This window comes from Virgibacillus sp. LDC-1 (assembly GCF_030137545.1).
Lineage (GTDB): Bacteria > Bacillota > Bacilli > Bacillales > Amphibacillaceae > LDC-1.
The window spans coordinates 93,119-111,926 of the sequence record NZ_JARUVL010000005.1; the positions used below are offsets into that span (position 1 = coordinate 93,119).

Consider the following 18,808-nt stretch of genomic DNA (forward strand, 5'->3'; position numbering starts at 1 on the left):
AGTCCATAAATAAAGGAGGCGATGGTATCAGAACCATGCCTCCTATTTTTAAAAAATATCGATTCTCCGTTTGGATCTTCATCATTAGACCCCTCTCCAACTCTCCCTTCATTGTAAGCGTTTCCTTTTTGAATTGCAAGTAATTTTTAGAAAGTTTCATTTATTTACTAAACTCTTGTTCAGTGAAAAAGAATGGAAAGCTAAGGGTAAGCTGTATCTAATGGAAGCAAATCAAATAACTGGAACAAAAAAGGCTCGATCACCAAAAATCAATGATCAAAGCCTTTTCTTACATACCGCTATTATTTATCTCCAGTTTGATCTCTTCCCCAAAATTCGATTCCAGTTTGATCCTCTAATGTATCTCGATAAAATACAGGATCTTTCCCAGCTTTCCGTTGTTCTTGATAATCCTGCAAAGCTCGTTTAGCAACTTTAAACAATTTCGTAATGGCATATAAATTAATGAGTGCCATAATGCCCATCGTTACATCCGCAAGTGCCCATACAAGATCAAAGGTTGCCACGGAACCGAACACAACCATGAGTAGAACCGCTATACGGTATATAAATAAGCCTATTTTTGTATCTTTTATATAGCCAATATTGTTTTCCCCATAATAATAGTTACCTAAGATCGAGCTATATGCAAACAAGAAAATGGCGACTGCAATAAATATTCCCGCCCAATCACCAATATGATGGGAAAAAGCATTCTGCGTTAGCTGAATACCATCCAGCTTACTTCCTTCAAATCCACCTGCTGTCATGATGATTAATCCTGTTGCACTACAAATAAGGATCGTATCAAAAAACACACCTAATGCTTGGATAAGTCCCTGTTTTACGGGATGTGTCACTTCAGCAGTCGCTGCTGCGTTTGGAGCACTCCCCATCCCTGCTTCATTGGAGAATAGCCCGCGTTTTATTCCATACATAATTGCCGCTCCAAATCCGCCTCCAGCAACTTCACGAATCCCAAAAGCATTCGCAAAAATAAAGGAAACCATGTCTGGAATCGCCGTTATATTTACAACAAGCACATAAAGTGCAATGAAAATATAAATAATCGCTAAAATAGGTACAATAAATTGCGTTACATTCGCTATGCTTTTTAAACCACCAAAAATAACAACTGCTGTTAATACAACGAGTATTCCTGCAATAACACGCTTATCTACAGCAAATTCACCTGCAAACGCAAGACTAATTGTATTGGATTGAACAGAATTGAAAACAAGACCATATGTTAATGTAATAATAATGGCGAAAACAATACCAAGCCAGCGCTTATTTAAGCCCTTTTCTATATAATATGCAGGTCCACCACGATATTGATCTTTTTCAGGTACTTTATAAATCTGTGCGAGTGTGCTTTCTACGAATCCTGATGCTGCTCCGACTAGAGCAAGCACCCACATCCAAAATAACGCACCAGGCCCACCAATGGAAATTGCTGAGGCGACACCAGCCAGATTCCCTGTTCCTACTCTCGATGCAGCACTTATGGCAAATGCTTGAAATGATGAGGTGCCTTTTTTACCGGAAGCATCGATTGTTCGTTTATCGAATAACACACGAAACATTTCCGGAAAGTACCGGAATTGCACAAACTTTGTTTGTACGGTAAACCAAAGTCCAAGCCCAATTAATACTGCGATTAACACATATGTCCACAAGATCGTATTTACATCGCTAATCAAATTCTCTAAAAAATCCAAATGCGTAATCCCCTTTCATCCTTTATATAATCCATGCTAAGACTTAACATCCTATTTACCCTATTTGCAGGATGATTAATCAACCAAGATATGGTACATGTACTACATTATATGTAGTGTTACCTCATTCATTCAAAAACAAAAGCTTCCCAGAACAATAAATACTTCTAGGAAGCACCGCAGTATACTTTTATCATTACATACCAAATTTATTTATTACTTTTCCATGGGAAATCTGTGCCAAACATGGTCGCATATTCTTTTGACTGGCTTCTTCGCTCTCGACGTCGCTCCGCTCTTAATGGCGCGCCATCGTGTAGATGTTTTTCTAGCTCTGTTTCTGGGTAAATCGGAGGAACGGGAATTGGTTTCCCATGTTCATCTACAGCAACAAACGTCATAAATGCTGTCGCACATACCTTCCGCTTTCCACTTAATAGGTCTTCATTTACTGCTTTGACGAACACTTCCATCGAAGTATTGTGTGTCCATGTTACGAAAGCTTCAATACAAATTGAGTCACCTTCTTTGACAGGCTGAAGGAAATCAACAGAATCTGTTGATGCCGTTACAACAAGCTGTCGGGCATGGCGAACTGCTGCTATTGCTGCAACATCATCAATATGTGCCATTAGCTTTCCACCAAATAAAGTTCCATGAGAATTTGTATCCGGCGGTAGTACATGGGATGTTTTTACCGCTAAAGAATTAGAAATGGGCTTACCCTCCATAAAAACTCCTCCTTCTGCAAGATATCATGTTGAAATTTCTACTATAATACTGGAGATAACAGCCGTGAAATAGACTCCTTGAGGCGAATTCCAAGCGATCGTTTATCATATAGCTTTTTCGTCATTTGTGTAGAATCTTCGATGTCAGCTTCAAATGCAGCAACTAGGCGTTGCGCTAGTCCAACATCATACAAGAAAGCATTTACTTCAAAGTTTAATCGAAAGCTTCGGACATCAATGTTTGCAGTACCAACTGAGGCAATCTTTCCGTCTACCACAATTGTTTTTGCGTGCAGAAATCCCTTTTGATACACATAAACGTCTGCTCCAGCGGATAATAAGTCACCAATATAGGAAAGTGTTGCCCAATAAACAAACGGATGATCTGGTTTGTTAGGAATCATAATTTTAACGTCTACCCCTGACAGTGCAGCGATTCGAAGTGCATCTCGGAGACTTTCATCTGGAATAAAATATGGAGTTTGGATGTAGACATATTCTTTTGCAGATAAAATCATTTTAATGTATCCGTTTTTAATTTGTTCCCAATCTGAATCTGGACCGGAGGAAACAATTTGAATACCAACATCTCCTCGAGGCTCAGCAGCATAGTATCGATCCTCATATAGGATATCGTTACGCGACGCTTGATTCCAGTCAAGAATAAAACGTGTTTGCATATTATGAACCGCATCACCACGAATTCTCAAATGGGTATCACGCCAGTAGCCAAATTTTTTATTCTTCCCTAAATATTCGTCTCCAATATTAAATCCACCAATATAACCTATTTTCCCATCAATAATGGCCAGCTTACGATGGTTTCGATAGTTTATTTTAAAATTGATTTTCGGAATTTTAGGTGGGAAAAATGCTTCGACAAGAATGCCCGCTTTTCGTAGTCGACGAATATACTTCGGTCTAAGCATACGTGACCCCATATCATCGTAAAGCACACGTACCTCTACCCCTTCATTCGCTTTTTTAATCAAAACTTCTGCAATTCGTTGTCCTAGCTGATCATGGCGGATAATATAGTAAAGCAGATGAATGTGATCCTTTGCTTTTTGTAAATCCTGTAGCAGTGATTCAAACTTCTCTTTACCATCTGTAAAAATATCAACCTGATTATCTTGAGTGAAAATCGCATCGTCATTTCTTAAATGTAAATAATACAAATCTTTATAAGCAACTAATTCCTTATGTTTAAACGCAAACGTATCTTCTTCAATTGCCCGAAGCTGTGATTGAACCGCTTTTTTAACACCTAGTCTGCTTTTCGTATCCCATGTAAAAATACGTCTTCTACTAATTGGTTTCCCAAAAATTAAGTAAAGAAAAAAACCCGCAATGGGAATAAAAAGCAATACCATCAACCATGCCCATGTGGAACTCGCATCTTTTCTTTCTAAAAAGATAATCGACATTCCTAAAGCAATGTTGAATACAATAATAGAACCTAATAGATAGGGCATGATATCCATACTTCCGTCTCCTTTCAACAAAACTCATATTCTTAATATAGCACAAAATGAATTTCTTCGTTACTACGATGGATATAAGGTATAATAACTGGTATGAATGAATGGAGAGCGGGTGAAGCGAATGCATCGGAAACATGCTTTAATTATTGGCGGAACAGGCATGTTACAAAATGTGTCACATTGGCTTGTAGCGCAAAACTACTTCTTATCTGTAATCAATCGCAACACACGTAATTTTGAAGCGATGAAAGCATCTAGTCCAGCTCCTGATCAGTTGTATAGCATTCGTGTGGATTATCATAATTATCGAGCACTTGAAGCGGGTGTCAAGAAAGCATTTTCCATACATGGTGCTCCAGAGCTAATCATTAGCTGGATACATTCTTCTGCCCCTTATGCATTGCCCACTATTATTCGTGAACGTGCGAATGATTCACTACCTTGGAAATTATTTCATGTCCAAGGTAGTTCTTCTTATTTTGTAAAAGAGCGTCTCACAGTGCCTGAAAATTGCACGTATAGACGGGTATATTTGGGATTCATTGTTGAAAATGAGCAATCACGCTGGTTAACGCATGATGAGATATCAGAAGGAGTTATGAAAGCGATTCGGACGGATGCCTCAGAAACGATTGTAGGAACACTTCAGCCTTGGAATAAACGCCCATGAAGCGAACAACTGGTGCTCGTCATGGGCTGTGTTTTTAAAAATTATTTATTTTTCGTTGAATCCAGCAGATACTGGCTCTTGTGTGGAAATCAGACGTAACGCTTGTTCTAAATCCGCCCAAATATCTTCCCACGCTTCCAATCCAACAGAAAGTCGAATGAGCTGATCCGTTATTCCCATATCAAGACGTGATGCTTCTGGAACAACCGCATGTGTCATTGTTGCTGGATGTTCGATTAGCGTTTCGGCATCACCAAGACTAACGGCAATTTTCACGAAAGAAAGTGCATTAAGCAATTGTTGTGCCGCTTTTTTCGTTCCTTTTATTTCAAAGGATAGCACGCCACCTCCACGTGTCATTTGTTTTTCTCGAATCGCATATTGAGCATGATTTTTATCGTCTGGATAATAAACAGCAGCAATGGTCGGATGCTGTTGCAGCTGGTTAAAAATTTGCATAGCATTATCACAATGACGATCCATTCGAATTGGTAACGTCTTTAATCCTCGAAGCAGTAGCCATGCATCAAATGGGGAAAGAACGCCTCCTATATCCTTCTGTGTGGTCATCGCTACTGAATCTAAAAATTCCTTTTTCCCAACAACTAAGCCAGCAATTACATCTCCGTGCCCACTAATATATTTCGTTGCACTATGAATAACAACATCACAGCCTAATTCAATTGGGCGCTGTAAATATGGTGATGCAAAGGTATTATCCACCACTACCGGAATACCATATTCCCTTGCAACCTCTACCACCAATTGCAGATCGATTAGTTGCATTGTCGGATTAATTGGTGTTTCTACATAAATACATACGGTTTCAGGTCGAATGCTTTTTCGGATTTCTTCTTTTGTTTGCATAGAAGAAAAATCATGTTCGATACCATACTTTTCTTGGAGCATGGTGAGCAAGCCAAATGTACAGCCATATAAGCCTGCCGAGCATAGTACATGGTCATTTGCTTTCGTCAACGCAATGAGCACTGCCGAAACTGCTGCCATTCCGGAAGAAAATGCTAACCCGCGTTCCCCGCCTTCTAATGCGGCTATCCTTTCTTCAAGCACCGTAACTGTCGGATTTCCTAACCTAGAGTATATATAGCCTGATTCCTCCCCTGCAAAGCGGCGTTCTCCTTGCTCTGCTGAATCAAACGTATAAGTCGATGTTTGAAAAATTGGTGTAGTGAGACTGCCAAGCATCTCCTTTGCAGTATAGCCTTCATGAATAACCGCTGTCTCCAAGTGCTTATATTTCCGATTCATCGAAAATTCCCCCTTGTCAAAAATAAATCTCTACTCTCATCTTATTCGAATTATCTCTATTTTGAAAGCGTTTTCTTTTTTAAGAAAAGATTCTCTTTTTGATTTTTTTTGCGATTCCCTCTAAAATGAGATTTATTTACATGAACTAAAATGAAAAAAATTAGAAGATAATTATTTTCCAAGATACAATGAACTTAATAAGACAACACAAAACTGGACCATTATCTAGGAATATCACGGAGCGTCCACAGGATTTGAACACATATTTAGTTACTTAAAACGAAAGGCAGTGGCTCCTGTGGGAAAAGCATAAGACTTGAGACTTCCGAGGAGGCTCAAGCCATGTTCGCTAAAAGCGTCTACCTATCGTGCAAAGTAACGGGTTTAAAACAATAGGCGAAAAAATAGTGCCAAAACATAATATATGAGGGGGATTAAAGATGGACCATCATAAAGAAAAAGCAGGAATCATTTATGCAGCGCTTGCTTATTTGATTTGGGGGTTCTTACCGATTTACTGGAAGTTACTTGACGAGGTTCCTGCTGGAGAAATTCTCGCACATCGGATTATTTGGTCTTTTCTATTTATGCTCATCATTTTAGTTAGCTTGAAAAAAGGACGTGCATTTATAAAAGAATGTCTCCTCATTATGCAAGATAGAAAAAAATTAGTCGGTATCCTGTTCGCCTCTATCTTTATTAGCTTAAATTGGCTCGCGTACATATGGGCAGTAAATAATAATCACGTGATTCAAGCAAGTCTTGGCTATTATATTAATCCTTTAGTGAGCGTTTTATTAGGCATCCTTTTCTTAAAAGAGCGATTAACAAGAAGGCAATTGCTGTCGGTTCTTTTAGCTACCGTCGGAGTAATCTATTTAACCTTTAGCTATGGCGTCTTTCCTTGGATTTCCTTATTACTTGCACTTACCTTTGGGCTTTATGGCTTATTGAAAAAAACGGTAGACATATCAGCAATGTACGGACTAACTTTAGAGACGATGCTTGTAACCCCAATAGCCATCATCTATCTCTTCCGTTTACCGAGCAATACGTTTAGTGAGACATTCCCATCCATGCCAACGGTCCTGTTAATGGGAGCCGGAATTGTTACTGCCATTCCGCTTTTACTTTTTGCAAGTGGTGCCAAACGCATCCCATTGGCCTTAGCAGGTTTTCTGCAATACATTGCACCAACGCTGATGCTAATTTTAGGTGTATTTGTGTACGATGAAACCTTCTCACAAGCACATTTAATTTCTTTCGCTCTCATATGGTTAGCACTCATTCTCTATCTTGGCTCCGTATATCGGCGGCCAACAAAGCGTCGTATCAGAGGGAGAGTCTAGAGCTCACCGGCATGTTTTTCTTTTTAAATACTGCCCGTTTTTAATCGTCGATTTATCTTCATAACGGGTAACTATAACTTGATGTTAAAAGACAGGATATTTGGGGAATTATATAATGGGATAGGTAGATAATTCAATCCTATAAACATAAGATAAAGAAAGAATACTTTAAGTATTGGTGTGGTTATGATGAAAAAGAATTTGCTTATTATATCCCTTTCGGTTGGCGTTGTGTTGATCGGGGTTGTATTATTCATGTACATTCAACATGAACAAGCGACTGAAAAAAAATTATCAGAGCTTAGTGAGCAATTACATGCAAACGAAAACAATGAGACAACAAAAAAAGAGCAAACAAACGAAACGAATAAACAGGCAGAAAATGAAACAGCCGAAGAAAATGAAAACAAACTTACAAATACAATAACAGAAGCTGTAAAAAAAACGGTCGATTTCTTCACCAATCAAGAGGTTAACATTGTTGCACTTGGAGATTCCCTTACTCAAGGAATAGGTGATTCATCTGAACAAGGCGGCTATGTCGGTTTAATCGAGCAATCGATTAATGAAACAAATAAAAAGGCACATGTCACGAACTTTGGTAAACGGGGCGATCGAACGGATCAGTTGTTAAAACGAATGGAAGACCCAAAGATTGCTACTTCTTTAAAGGAAGCAGATATTGTATTAATTACCATTGGCGCCAATGACATTATGCAAGTGTTAAAAGAAAATATAACAAATATAACTTATGAAGCCTTTGAAAAAGAACGCACAAACTATGAAAAGCGACTCCACGCTATTTTTAGTCTAATTCAAGCAAACAATAACCATGCAGAAGTATATTTACTCGGATTTTATAATCCATTCGAACGATATTTTCAAGAAANCTCCACGCTATTTTTAGTCTAATTCAAGCAAACAATAACCATGCAGAAGTATATTTACTCGGATTTTATAATCCATTCGAACGATATTTTCAAGAAATTAAAGAACTCAGCATGATCGTTAATGAGTGGAATAAAACGAGTAAAAAAGTAACTGAGCAATACAATCATACAACCTATATTCCGACAAAGGATTTATTTAACAGCAAAGAGAAAACACTTTTCGCTGCGGATCATTTCCACCCGAACCAACAGGGCTATCAACGAATGGCGCAACGTGTTCTTGAATATATAACAAATCGTGAAGAAAGGTGAGCCGAATGCCAAAGGAGAAAAAAAGAGCCAATTGGAAGAAACGCTTTTACATTTTGCTCACTGTAAATAGTTCGATTGTCGTTTTATTAACCACTTTGATATTGTGGCCAGTCGAAGAAGTGACAATCCCACAGGATATCGATGAGAATAAACAACCAAACTCAGAATTTTTTATTCGAACGACAAAAGAAAATTTAAATGAGCTTGTTAACGCTTATTTGGATGAATTACTCCAAGGCACAAAGCATCGTTATCGAATTACATTAGAGGACGATGTCCATTTGCAAGGTGAATTACCTGTATTCTCAAGTACTGTGCCACTTTCTGTTCATCTAGAACCATTTGTACAAAAAAATGGTGATGTTATTTTAAAGCAACGCTCCATCTCAATCGGATTGTTACAGCTACCGAACAAAAAAATTATGGAATATATGAAAAAATACTTACCAATGCCGGAATGGGTAACTGTCAATCCAAAGAAAGAAGAAATTTATGTAGCTGTTACAAAAATGGACATTAAAAGTAATTTCCATGTGAGTGTAGAACATATTGATTTAGAAGCAAACAATCTTGCGCTTAAAATAAAGGTGCCTTATCAAACACTCGGAATTGATAGCCCTACTTTGGAGGAATAACGACACTAGCGCTCATGACTTAATGAAAAGCCATGAGCGCTTTTAATTCATTGCACATGATTTGATTATTCGTATACCTTCCCCATCTCGATTATTTTTCCCTTTACTGTTTGCACCAAATGATCTGGAGCCAACACTTTTGCTTGACTTCCCCACGTTAGGATCCAATTGATCAAACCTTCGGATAGCTTTGCCTTTGTGGATAAAACAAAATGTGCTTCATCTACTTGCTTAATTGAAGCATCTAAACCAAAACGATCTAATACAACATGAACTAGATCGATATGAAATTGGATTTTAATTCGGATTTCCTCACCAGCGAACATATGAAAGCTTTGGTCCACATATTCCTGCAGGTGAAATTCCTTCTTGGTGAACGTTTCGTCTGTTATTTGGATATTTCGAATACGGTCAAGACGATAATGACGCAATTCATCATTTTCTTGGAACCTTCCAATTAAATAATAATAGTCATTTTGCCAGATGAGTGCATATGGTTCTACAAAATAAAGCGCCCCATCTCGTCCAAATACAAATTCCTTATTCACATTAAATCTACCATATTGATATGCTAATACATGTGAACTAGCAATCGCTCGATGAATATGATCGATGTTCAGCTTGACCATTTCATAATCCTGGTTACTAGATAAATGAAACAAAAATGGCTCTGGCAACGTTTTTGCAATATGCTTACTCGTTAGCTTTTTCACCTTTTCAATCAAATGCTTTTTCTCCTTCGGTGTAATAAAACGAGCAGATAAAATGGCATCAATAATTAAGCGTAGCTGGTAGGTTTCAAACAGCCTTGCTTGATGACTATATAGCTTCTTTCCATACTTCCCCTTGTTTTCAACAATTTCAAAATTAAGCGTATCCAAAACTTCAAGATCCTTTTTTATCGTACGATTATCACAAAGTACCTCTGGCGCATAATATTGAAGCTTGTCCTTTATTTGCTGCATTCCAAGTTCATTATCATCATCTGTTTCATGAAACAAGAGCTCTCGCAGCTTCAACATCCGATAACTATTCATGCGTTCCATTCTATTCACACCCCACCATTTGTAAGCGCTTTATTATTCATTGTAAAAAAAGAACCATTTAGCTAGGAAAATGGTTCCAGATTATTTCATTACAAATTGTTTTACTTTGTTTGATAAGAAAAAAATAAATGATTGCTTTCGTAAAATAGATGGACTGCTCACTTCAGTTCCATAAGAATAAAATTCTAGCTTGCCCTGATAAATCAATTCCATGCCAGCTTGCTCGCGAATATCTGCTGGTGTTACAAAGCAGCTTGGCTTTGATACTTGAAATGTCTCACTATCCTTCATAACCCTAGCCACAAATTGCGAGCAAAAAAGCGCATATTCCCGATTAATTTCAATATTTAATAAAAACCCGATTAATCCTATAAAATTATATTTGTATTTGTTTTGCTCTGCTTCAATCGCCTTAATATTGGATATAACTTTTTCATAATCTTTGTCGGATAACCGATACTTAAAAATGGCGCAAGAAGCTTTCTTCAAAAAATCTCCCCGAATATCTTCTCTAACAAAACCACCACTAAATGGATTGCTTGGTTGCTTCCGTCCGAAACTATATACATCCTTTAATTCCGGATCAAACCCGATTGAAACATGATTTAAAGATTTATTCGTGAAGTAGTTAATTGTCCGTGATAAGTAGGTACCTGTATCTGTAAAAAGAAAATAAATCGTCCTCTCTCCCATAACACTCCTCCAGCATTCCCCAATTTAAAAGACTTCTATATTACAACGAATAGACGATTTTTCTTTTTCCTTCATTGCAATATTCATATATTTCTACCTCTTCTTTCCATCATTATACTTCTATTAGCAATAAAAATATAGGGTTTCTTCAATTATATGTTTGTTTTAGCATTGACGAAACGTTGTTTATCCCGTAAGCTTGCTTTGATTACATTTATTTTGATGGAGGAAAGTCGAACATAATGATAACTGTTTCTAATGTGAGTTTACGATATGGTGATAAAAAACTATTTGAAGATGTGAATTTAAAATTTACCCCAGGTAATTGCTATGGTGTTATTGGAGCAAACGGGGCAGGGAAATCTACATTCTTAAAGATTTTATCTGGTGAAATAGATGCTCAATCTGGTCATGTTTCCATTTCTCCGGGACAACGACTTGCCGTTTTAAAGCAGGATCACTTTGCTTTTGAGGAACATCAGGTGCTAGATACTGTATTAATGGGACATGAAAAATTATATGCCGTTAAACAAGAGAAGGATGCTATTTATATGAAAGCTGATTTCTCTGAAGAAGACGGTATGCGTGCAGCCGAGCTAGAAGGCGAATTTGCCGAAATGAATGGATGGGAAGCTGAATCGGATGCAGCTATTCTCTTGAAAGGGCTTGGCATTGGGGAAGAACTCCATACCAAAGTAATGGCTGATTTAAGTGGAGATCAAAAGGTAAAGGTGCTTCTTGCACAAACGCTTTTTGGAAATCCTGATATTTTGCTATTGGATGAGCCTACAAACGGGCTTGATATTCAAGCGATTCAATGGCTTGAGGAATTCCTTATTAACTTTGAAAATACCGTTATTGTCGTTTCGCACGACCGACACTTTTTAAATAAGGTATGTACACATATTGCAGATGTTGATTTTGGGAAGATCGAAATTTATATAGGAAACTATGACTTCTGGTATGAATCAAGTCAATTAGCAGCAAGAATGGCTCAGGAGCAAAACAAGAAAAAAGAAGATAAAATAAAAGAGCTTCAAGCATTTATTGCGCGTTTTAGTGCAAATGCATCGAAGTCAAAGCAAGCAACATCTCGTAAAAAGCTACTTGAGAATATTACATTGGATGATATTAAGCCATCCTCACGACGCTATCCATATATCGCCTTTACACCAGAACGAGAAATCGGAAATGATTTACTCTTAGTTGACGGATTAAGCAAAACAATTGGCGGCAAACAAGTTCTCCATAATGTTAGCTTTACGTTAAATAAAGATGACAAGGTTGCGTTCGTTGGAAAAGATGATATCGCTAAAACAACCTTATTCAAAATTTTAATGGGTGAGATGGAGCCTGATGCTGGAACGTTTAAATGGGGAGTAACAACCTCACAATCCTATTTCCCGAAGGATAATAGTGCGTTTTTCGAAAGAAGCGATTTATCTCTTGTTGACTGGCTACGCCAATTTTCTCCACAAGATGAAACCGAATCGTTTCTACGAGGCTTTCTCGGTCGTATGTTATTTTCCGGAGAGGAAGCACTCAAAAAAGCAAATGTACTTTCCGGTGGAGAAAAGGTACGTTGCATGCTTTCTAAGATGATGCTTTCTAATGCAAATGTGCTTCTATTAGACGAGCCTACGAACCACCTTGATTTAGAATCAATTACAGCATTAAATAATGGGTTAATGAAATTCAAAGGCTCTATTTTATTTACCTCTCATGATCATCAGTTTATCAATAGTATTGCAAATCGCTTGATTGAAATTACACCAAATGGATTAATCGATAAAGAGATGAGCTATGATGAGTATGTTAGCGATCGTGAGCTACAGAAAAAAATAACAAGCATGTACCAATAATAAAAAGAAGCCAGGCCAAATCCCTAAAATAAAAAAAGTCAGATCGTTCATCTAGTGATGGATGATCTGACTTTTTGTTATGAATAGGATAATCGTTTCTTTTCTTGCCAATCACTGATATTCACTTCTACTGCAGGAGCTTCCTTTCCGCGGACACTGCTCCATCCTCTCTTGCAATTGCTCATTAAACAATTGTAGAATGAACTCTTTAACCTAGTTTTACCGCTAATTTATCTAGCATATCCTTTGTCATTGCATCTAGATTATATTCCGCCTTAAAGCCCCACTCCTTTTGTGCAGCTGAGGCATCAATACTGTTCGGCCAGCTTTCGGCAATTTTTTGTCTTACTGGATCTACTTGGTAATCCATTTGAAATTCAGGAATATACTTTTTAATCGCAGCAGCAAAATCTTCTGGCGCAGCTGAAATCGCAGCTATATTAAATGCATTTCGATGCTGAAGCTTGGATGCATCTGCCTCCATAAGCTGTACGATTGCATGTAACGCGTCTGGCATATACATCATATCCATGTAAGTGCCTTCTCCGATAAAGGATGTATACGCCTTATTTTTTATCGCTTCATAGTAAATTTCCACCGCATAATCTGTTGTTCCTCCGCCTGGTGGTGCAACATACGATATAAGCCCTGGGAAGCGGACACCACGCGTGTCTACTCCAAAACGGTCATAATAATAATCACAAAGCAATTCACCAGCTACTTTGTTAACACCATACATGGTCGTTGGGCGCTGTAATGTATCCTGTGGTGTGTTGTTTTTTGGCGTTGATGGGCCAAAAGCACCGATTGAGCTAGGCGTAAAAAATTGTAATTCTAACTCTCTAGCTACTTCCAAGGCATTCATTAAACCGCCCATATTAATATCCCATGCTTTTTGAGGCATTTCCTCTGCTTTCGCAGACAAAAGGGCCGCTAAATGCATGATAGTGTCTACGTTATATGCTTTTGCAACCTCATGCAGACGCTTCGCATCGGTTACATCAACAATTTCAAACGGGCCGTCCTGCTCTCCTTTGCGGATATCTGTACCAATTACATTATCTGTACCATATATACTACGTAGGTGTGTCATAAGCTCTGAACCGATTTGACCTAGTGCACCAGTAATTAGTATTTTTTTCATGTAAAAACCTCTCTCGATATATAAAATGTTTTCTATCTATTCCGCTCTATATAAAATCGGAAGCTTATTAAAAAGCAAGCTTACTTTAGAAAAAAGAAGCTACAAATCAATCCAAATGGAAAGCAGGTTGTTAAATTATGCCCATTTCTTTCCCTACTTTTTCATAAATAGCAATTGCTTCATCAAGCATTTCCTTCGTATGAGCAGCAGTCGGCATATTTCGAACTCTTCCAGTCCCTTGTGGAACGGTTGGGAAAACAATAGATTTTGCATAGACCCCTTCCTCAAACAACCGTTTACTAAATTCCTGTGCAGCTTTTTCTTCGCCAATAATACATGGGGTAATCGGTGTTTCGCTTTCACCAATATCAAACCCAAGCTTTTTGAGTCCTTCTTTTAAATAGCGGCCATTTTCCCAAAGCTTATCATGTAATTCTGTGCTTTCCATCAATAATTCAATTGCTTTTCTACTTGCAGCTGCATCTGCAGGCGAAACAGCAGTAGAAAAAAGGAACGGACGAGAACGAACCTTTAGCCAATCAATTAAGTTAGACTTTCCAGCTACATATCCTCCAATAACGCCAATCGCTTTAGATAATGTACCCATTTGAAAATCTACTTTATCTTGAAGACCAAAATGCTTCACTGTCCCAGCACCTTTTCCAGTAACACCAGACCCATGTGCATCATCCACATATGTTATGAGGTCAAACTCTTCGGCAATTTCCACAATTTCCGGTAGTTTTGCAATGTCTCCATCCATCGAAAAGACACCATCCGTAATGACCATTATTTTGTTATATTGTCCAGACTCTACAGCTGCTTTTGCTTTTTCACGCAGATCAGCCATGTCCGAATGATTAAAACGAATAATCTTCGCCTTCGATAATCGGCAGCCATCAATAATCGATGCATGATTTAATTCATCTGACAATATCGCGTCATGCTTATCCATAACTGCAGATATTGCTGCCATATTACAATTAAATCCGGATTGATAAGCGATTGCTGCTTCTGTTCCTTTAAACTGAGCAATTTTCTTCTCGAGTGCGATATGAAGGTCTAATGTACCATTAATGGTACGCACAGCTCCTGCTCCTACACCATGAGAGTCTACCGCTGCCTTTGCTACTTCCTTTAACCGAGCATCTGTTGCTAAACCTAAATAATTGTTTGACGATAAATTAATAAGTTTTTTTCCGGCAATTGTAATTTGTGGCCCATTTGCTCCTTGGACCGGATCAATTTCATTATATAACCCACGTTGTTTTAGATCGGCAATATTTTCATTTAAAAAAGAATCTAATGTCTTACTTGTCATTTCCTACTACCTCCTCTTATAATGTAAGCGCTTCATATACACTTGTCCTTCTCATGTGTACAATGTAGAATAGCAAGCGTTTATTTTATTTATATTCTATCATATTACATGAATAATGTTTATTGCAAAAGAACACGTTTCATAAGACAAGTATTCGATGTTAGTATGGATGCCGAGAAGCAGTTCATACGTAAAAAAGCCCATTTAAAGCCCAGAGCTACAAAAATTCCCGACAGCTGGTAGAAGTGGTTGGTTTCGTTATGATTTGGAATATTTACCACTTTAATTCACTCAAAAAATAATGGAGAATGCATGCAACCTTTATTATAATTTTCTTAGTGCTTATGAGGAGGATAAATCAATGAAAAGATGGTTATTGGCATTTTTCATTCTGTTCATTATTGGCTTTAGTATTATCGGATTTACACAAACGTCAACAAAGTTACAAATTAAATCACCAAACACGCCAACCATTTCCGTTCAATCTTAAAATCATTACATGCTATAGAAAAGGGAAAGGATCATCAATGACCCTTTCCCTTTATTGCTGACGCGAATTATTTACTTAACAATCGTTACATTTACTTTTTTAACGCCCCAATTATATGCTTCTTTTTTTGTTGGAACGTGAATATCGATTTTATGCCCTTTAATAGCGCCACCGATATCTGCTGCAGTTGCATAACCATAACCTTCTACATACACTTCTGATCCTAACGGAATGACATTTGGATCAACAGCGATTACCTTCGCATTTGGATTTGCATTTAAATCAATTCCAGTAGACGTAATCCCTGAACATCCATCACATTTTGCGGTGTATGCAGTTGCGGTAACAGAAATTGTTTTTCCTTCTGGTGCCTCGCTTGCATTACTTGTTTTTTGTTTAGCTTGTTCGTTAACCTCTTTAGCAGCGGTTGACTTACTTGCTTTTTCAATTTCTGTTGCTGACTTGTCCTGCTCTGGAACATTTACTCCTTTAATTTCAAGTTCCTGACCAATAACGATCAAATCGGATTTTAAGTTGTTCCACTTTTTTAAATCCTTAACAGATACATCAAATTGCTTACCAATTGCAGTCAATGTATCTCCTCTTACTACCACATAAGTCTCATTAATAAATAGTTTTTGATTTGGTTGTATAACTGTAGTATCTAACTCATTTATTTTAACTAACTCATCTACGGTAGTATTATACGCCTCTGCTATTGCCCAGAGCGTATCTCCTTTTTGTACATTATATTCTTCCGCTGAAACATTCGTTACAGCTGCGCCAGCAATAATGACACCTGTAGCTATTGTCGCTACCATTTTCTTCATAGGTAGTCCCTCCTTAAATTCTGACATTGCCTATCGTACCATAGAAAGATAGACAACGAATTTACAAGACTTTTAAAAGTCCATTACAAGGATTACCTAAAAAACGAATATTTATTACAAAAATAATAGATTTGTGACAATATTACTAGATGATGACAGATATTAGGATCTATTACACCATTTCGTCATACTATTCCTAGTAACACGCTCGTAGGCAAACGTGTTTTACAATAAATACCATGACCAAAATAAAATGCCCGCATAATATGCGAGCATTTTATCAATTATCAAATCTATTACTCTGCTACAGCTGGCTTTTCTTCTGTTACCCCAACCTGATATCTTGCTTCTTTTACTTTTTCAACAGCGATATCCCAGTTTGTAATTCTGTTATTTACTGGAACTAACACAGAGCGATAAAGTGTTGGGAATACAGGAATTTCTTCTACCATTAACTCCTGCCATTCTTTATAAACATTTTGACGATACTCTACATCAAATGCTTTTTCAGATAAGCCTTCTTCTAACAGGCGATCATTTTCTTCACTAGCAAAGCGTGAGAAGTTAAACATTGCTTCCTGTCCATACAATCCAGATGGATCAACATCGTATCCAACGCCCCATGCACCTTGATAAACATCAACCTTAGGGTCGTCATTTCCACCATTTCCTACGCGGTCATAGAAGGTTTCAAATTCCTGTAAACGTCCATCTAATAACTCTACCTTTAAACCTACATTTTCCCAAGCTTGAATGTAATATTTTGCTAACGGCTCTGCAGTGTCACCACCAGACATAGAGGCAAAATTGATAACTAGTTCTTCCCCATCTGGTGTTTCACGGAAGCCGTCATCATTTGTATCCTTGTATCCTGCTTCTTCTAAAATTTCCTTTGCTTTTTCAGGATCAAAGGTTGGTGCTTCCACATCATCTGCATGATATGCAGGGTGGGATGGTGGAATTAACGTATTTGCAGCCCAGCGCAATCCATTATAAAACTTTTTACCAACAGCATCATTATCTACTGCATACCACATTGCTTTTCGTAGATTCACATCACCCATTTTTGCATCTGGATTCGGTTTTACTTTTTTCTCTTTTTTATCCCATGTTCCAAGCTTAAAACCAATATACGTATATGCTAGATCAACTTGACCTAAGAACTCTACATTCGACATATTCGCATTGTCAGGGAATTGATCCACTGGGAAGCTATCAACAAAGTCGACTGTCCCTTTTTCTAATTCCTGTACGACTGTTGAAGGAGATACAACCTTTAGCGTGAGCTTGTCAAGATTTGGTTCCCCTCTCCAATAGTCTTCATACTTCGAATAAACAACGGATTCACCTGGCACAATTGTTTCCACCTTGTATGGACCAAATCCGATTGGGTTTTTACGAACTGCATCTGATTCCGGCATTTTTTCCACTGGAATATCCTTGAAAATATGCTTTGGTAAAGCATATGGCCAAATTCCACCTGTAAGTAAGGATGGCGTTGACTTGATGTACGTAATCTTTAACGTCTTCTCGTCAATTACTTCAATACCAGAGATGCTATCTGCTTCCCCATTATGGAATTCTTCCATTCCTTCAATGTTTCTAAATGAGGAATCATAACGCACACCTGGATAATCTGGGTTAGCAATTACTTCATGTGCAAAAGCCCAGTCTTCTGCTTTCACTGGCTCACCATCATGCCAATTCACATTATCTTTAATCTTAAATGTAAAAATACGTCCATCTTCTACCTCATAGGTCGCTGCTCCATCCTTGGTATAATTATAATTTTCATCAACATCTAATAATGACTCATCAAACCAAGCAATAACTTCTGCATCTGGCGCTCCATCATAAAAGTTCCAGTTTAAAGTTCCTTTAAATGGATCAGAGGTAACAAGCCCAAAAGTAGCCTCTCCACCTTCAATCGCTTCTCCAGTATTTGAAGTAGCTGTTTTGAAATCATCGATAGAATATAGGTTATCTTCTTTTTCGCCTTTTTTCTCTTCCTGCTTTCCTTCCTTCCCGTCTCCTTTAGCATCGCCTCCAGAGTCATTGCTACAAGCAACAAGCGCCAGCATTAAAACGAGCATTATTGCAAATAGCAGCTTTCCTACCCTTGTCTTTTTCATTCATGTACCCTCCCTTTTTATTCCTTACACTTTTATTTGTACCTCACCTCTCGCTCGATTGAGGTGGTGAGAAAACAAATCAATTAGTAGTCCTGTTACTTGTAATGATTCGCTCCTCCCGCCTCACCCCCTTAACTTGTTTTTTTGTCTTCTTACATTTATATAAGCATTATTAAAATAAAGAAGCTTTTTTATTTTTTGAGTCTATTTCATCATTTTGTTCACTACT

At 37.7% G+C, this 18,808-nt stretch carries 17 protein-coding genes; 7 read left to right on the forward strand and 10 right to left on the reverse strand.

Features of this window, described 5'->3' with window-relative positions:
* Positions 1 to 302: 302 nt before the first annotated feature.
* The 3 genes from QBK89_RS06365 to cls form a co-directional block, all read right to left on the reverse strand.
* Positions 303 to 1,721, reverse strand: coding sequence for an alanine/glycine:cation symporter family protein (locus QBK89_RS06365; protein ID WP_284140191.1), 1,419 nt, complete (start codon positions 1,719 to 1,721; stop codon positions 303 to 305).
* Positions 1,722 to 1,930: 209 nt separating this feature from the next.
* Positions 1,931 to 2,452, reverse strand: a complete 522-nt coding sequence (locus QBK89_RS06370; RefSeq protein ID WP_284140192.1) for an acyl-CoA thioesterase — start codon at positions 2,450 to 2,452, stop codon at positions 1,931 to 1,933.
* Between the two features lie 41 nt (positions 2,453 to 2,493).
* Entirely contained in the window at positions 2,494 to 3,936 is a 1,443-nt protein-coding gene (gene cls, locus QBK89_RS06375) for a cardiolipin synthase (RefSeq protein ID WP_284140193.1), read from the reverse strand.
* A 121-nt stretch (positions 3,937 to 4,057) separates the two neighbouring features.
* Here cls and QBK89_RS06380 point away from each other — a divergent pair, with 121 nt between their 5' ends.
* Positions 4,058 to 4,606, forward strand: a complete 549-nt coding sequence (locus QBK89_RS06380) for a Rossmann-fold NAD(P)-binding domain-containing protein (protein WP_284140194.1) — start codon at positions 4,058 to 4,060, stop codon at positions 4,604 to 4,606.
* A 45-nt stretch (positions 4,607 to 4,651) separates the two neighbouring features.
* On the opposite strand, the gene megL is transcribed toward QBK89_RS06380, so the two are convergent.
* On the reverse strand, positions 4,652 to 5,875 hold the full coding sequence (gene megL, locus QBK89_RS06385; RefSeq protein ID WP_284140195.1) for a methionine gamma-lyase: 1,224 nt from the start codon (positions 5,873 to 5,875) through the stop codon (positions 4,652 to 4,654).
* Between the two features lie 440 nt (positions 5,876 to 6,315).
* On the opposite strand from megL, the gene rarD reads away from it, so the two are divergent.
* From rarD to QBK89_RS06405, 4 genes are all read left to right on the forward strand, one after another.
* A complete protein-coding gene (gene rarD, locus QBK89_RS06390) occupies positions 6,316 to 7,224 on the forward strand; it encodes an EamA family transporter RarD (protein ID WP_284140196.1) in 909 nt (302 codons plus the stop codon).
* A 255-nt stretch (positions 7,225 to 7,479) separates the two neighbouring features.
* Entirely contained in the window at positions 7,480 to 8,136 is a 657-nt protein-coding gene (locus QBK89_RS06395; RefSeq protein ID WP_481937824.1) for a GDSL-type esterase/lipase family protein, read from the forward strand.
* Positions 8,136 to 8,426 carry a GDSL-type esterase/lipase family protein gene (locus QBK89_RS06400; RefSeq protein WP_284140308.1) on the forward strand — a complete coding sequence of 97 codons (291 nt, stop codon included), beginning with the start codon at positions 8,136 to 8,138 and terminating at the stop codon, positions 8,424 to 8,426. Before QBK89_RS06395 ends, QBK89_RS06400 begins: the two co-directional genes overlap by 1 nt.
* A gap of 5 nt (positions 8,427 to 8,431) precedes the next feature.
* Positions 8,432 to 9,061: a YpmS family protein gene (locus QBK89_RS06405; protein ID WP_284140198.1), complete on the forward strand. Its 630-nt coding sequence runs from the start codon at positions 8,432 to 8,434 to the stop codon at positions 9,059 to 9,061.
* A gap of 65 nt (positions 9,062 to 9,126) precedes the next feature.
* Here QBK89_RS06405 and QBK89_RS06410 read toward each other — a convergent pair whose 3' ends face one another.
* Together QBK89_RS06410 and QBK89_RS06415 are read right to left on the reverse strand one after the other, a co-directional pair.
* Positions 9,127 to 10,107: a helix-turn-helix transcriptional regulator gene (locus tag QBK89_RS06410; protein WP_284140199.1), complete on the reverse strand. Its 981-nt coding sequence runs from the start codon at positions 10,105 to 10,107 to the stop codon at positions 9,127 to 9,129.
* Positions 10,108 to 10,188: 81 nt separating this feature from the next.
* Positions 10,189 to 10,800 (reverse strand): hypothetical protein, encoded by a 612-nt coding sequence (locus tag QBK89_RS06415; RefSeq protein ID WP_284140200.1) that lies wholly within the window; start codon positions 10,798 to 10,800, stop codon positions 10,189 to 10,191.
* Positions 10,801 to 11,042: 242 nt separating this feature from the next.
* On the opposite strand from QBK89_RS06415, the gene QBK89_RS06420 reads away from it, so the two are divergent.
* Positions 11,043 to 12,662 carry an ABC-F family ATP-binding cassette domain-containing protein gene (locus QBK89_RS06420; RefSeq protein ID WP_284140201.1) on the forward strand — a complete coding sequence of 540 codons (1,620 nt, stop codon included), beginning with the start codon at positions 11,043 to 11,045 and terminating at the stop codon, positions 12,660 to 12,662.
* Between the two features lie 208 nt (positions 12,663 to 12,870).
* Here QBK89_RS06420 and QBK89_RS06425 read toward each other — a convergent pair whose 3' ends face one another.
* Together QBK89_RS06425 and QBK89_RS06430 are read right to left on the reverse strand one after the other, a co-directional pair.
* The gene (locus QBK89_RS06425) at positions 12,871 to 13,806 is read right to left on the reverse strand and encodes an L-threonine 3-dehydrogenase (protein WP_284140202.1); all 936 of its coding nucleotides are present in this window, start codon (positions 13,804 to 13,806) and stop codon (positions 12,871 to 12,873) included.
* A 130-nt stretch (positions 13,807 to 13,936) separates the two neighbouring features.
* The gene (locus QBK89_RS06430) at positions 13,937 to 15,127 is read right to left on the reverse strand and encodes a glycine C-acetyltransferase (protein WP_284140203.1); all 1,191 of its coding nucleotides are present in this window, start codon (positions 15,125 to 15,127) and stop codon (positions 13,937 to 13,939) included.
* Positions 15,128 to 15,488: 361 nt separating this feature from the next.
* Here QBK89_RS06430 and QBK89_RS06435 point away from each other — a divergent pair, with 361 nt between their 5' ends.
* On the forward strand, positions 15,489 to 15,617 hold the full coding sequence (locus QBK89_RS06435; RefSeq protein ID WP_284140204.1) for a hypothetical protein: 129 nt from the start codon (positions 15,489 to 15,491) through the stop codon (positions 15,615 to 15,617).
* A gap of 71 nt (positions 15,618 to 15,688) precedes the next feature.
* Here QBK89_RS06435 and QBK89_RS06440 read toward each other — a convergent pair whose 3' ends face one another.
* Together QBK89_RS06440 and opp4A are read right to left on the reverse strand one after the other, a co-directional pair.
* The gene (locus QBK89_RS06440; protein WP_284140205.1) at positions 15,689 to 16,447 is read right to left on the reverse strand and encodes a 3D domain-containing protein; all 759 of its coding nucleotides are present in this window, start codon (positions 16,445 to 16,447) and stop codon (positions 15,689 to 15,691) included.
* Between the two features lie 296 nt (positions 16,448 to 16,743).
* Positions 16,744 to 18,579 (reverse strand): oligopeptide ABC transporter substrate-binding protein, encoded by a 1,836-nt coding sequence (opp4A, locus tag QBK89_RS06445; RefSeq protein WP_284140206.1) that lies wholly within the window; start codon positions 18,577 to 18,579, stop codon positions 16,744 to 16,746.
* Between the last annotated feature and the right edge of the window lie 229 nt (positions 18,580 to 18,808).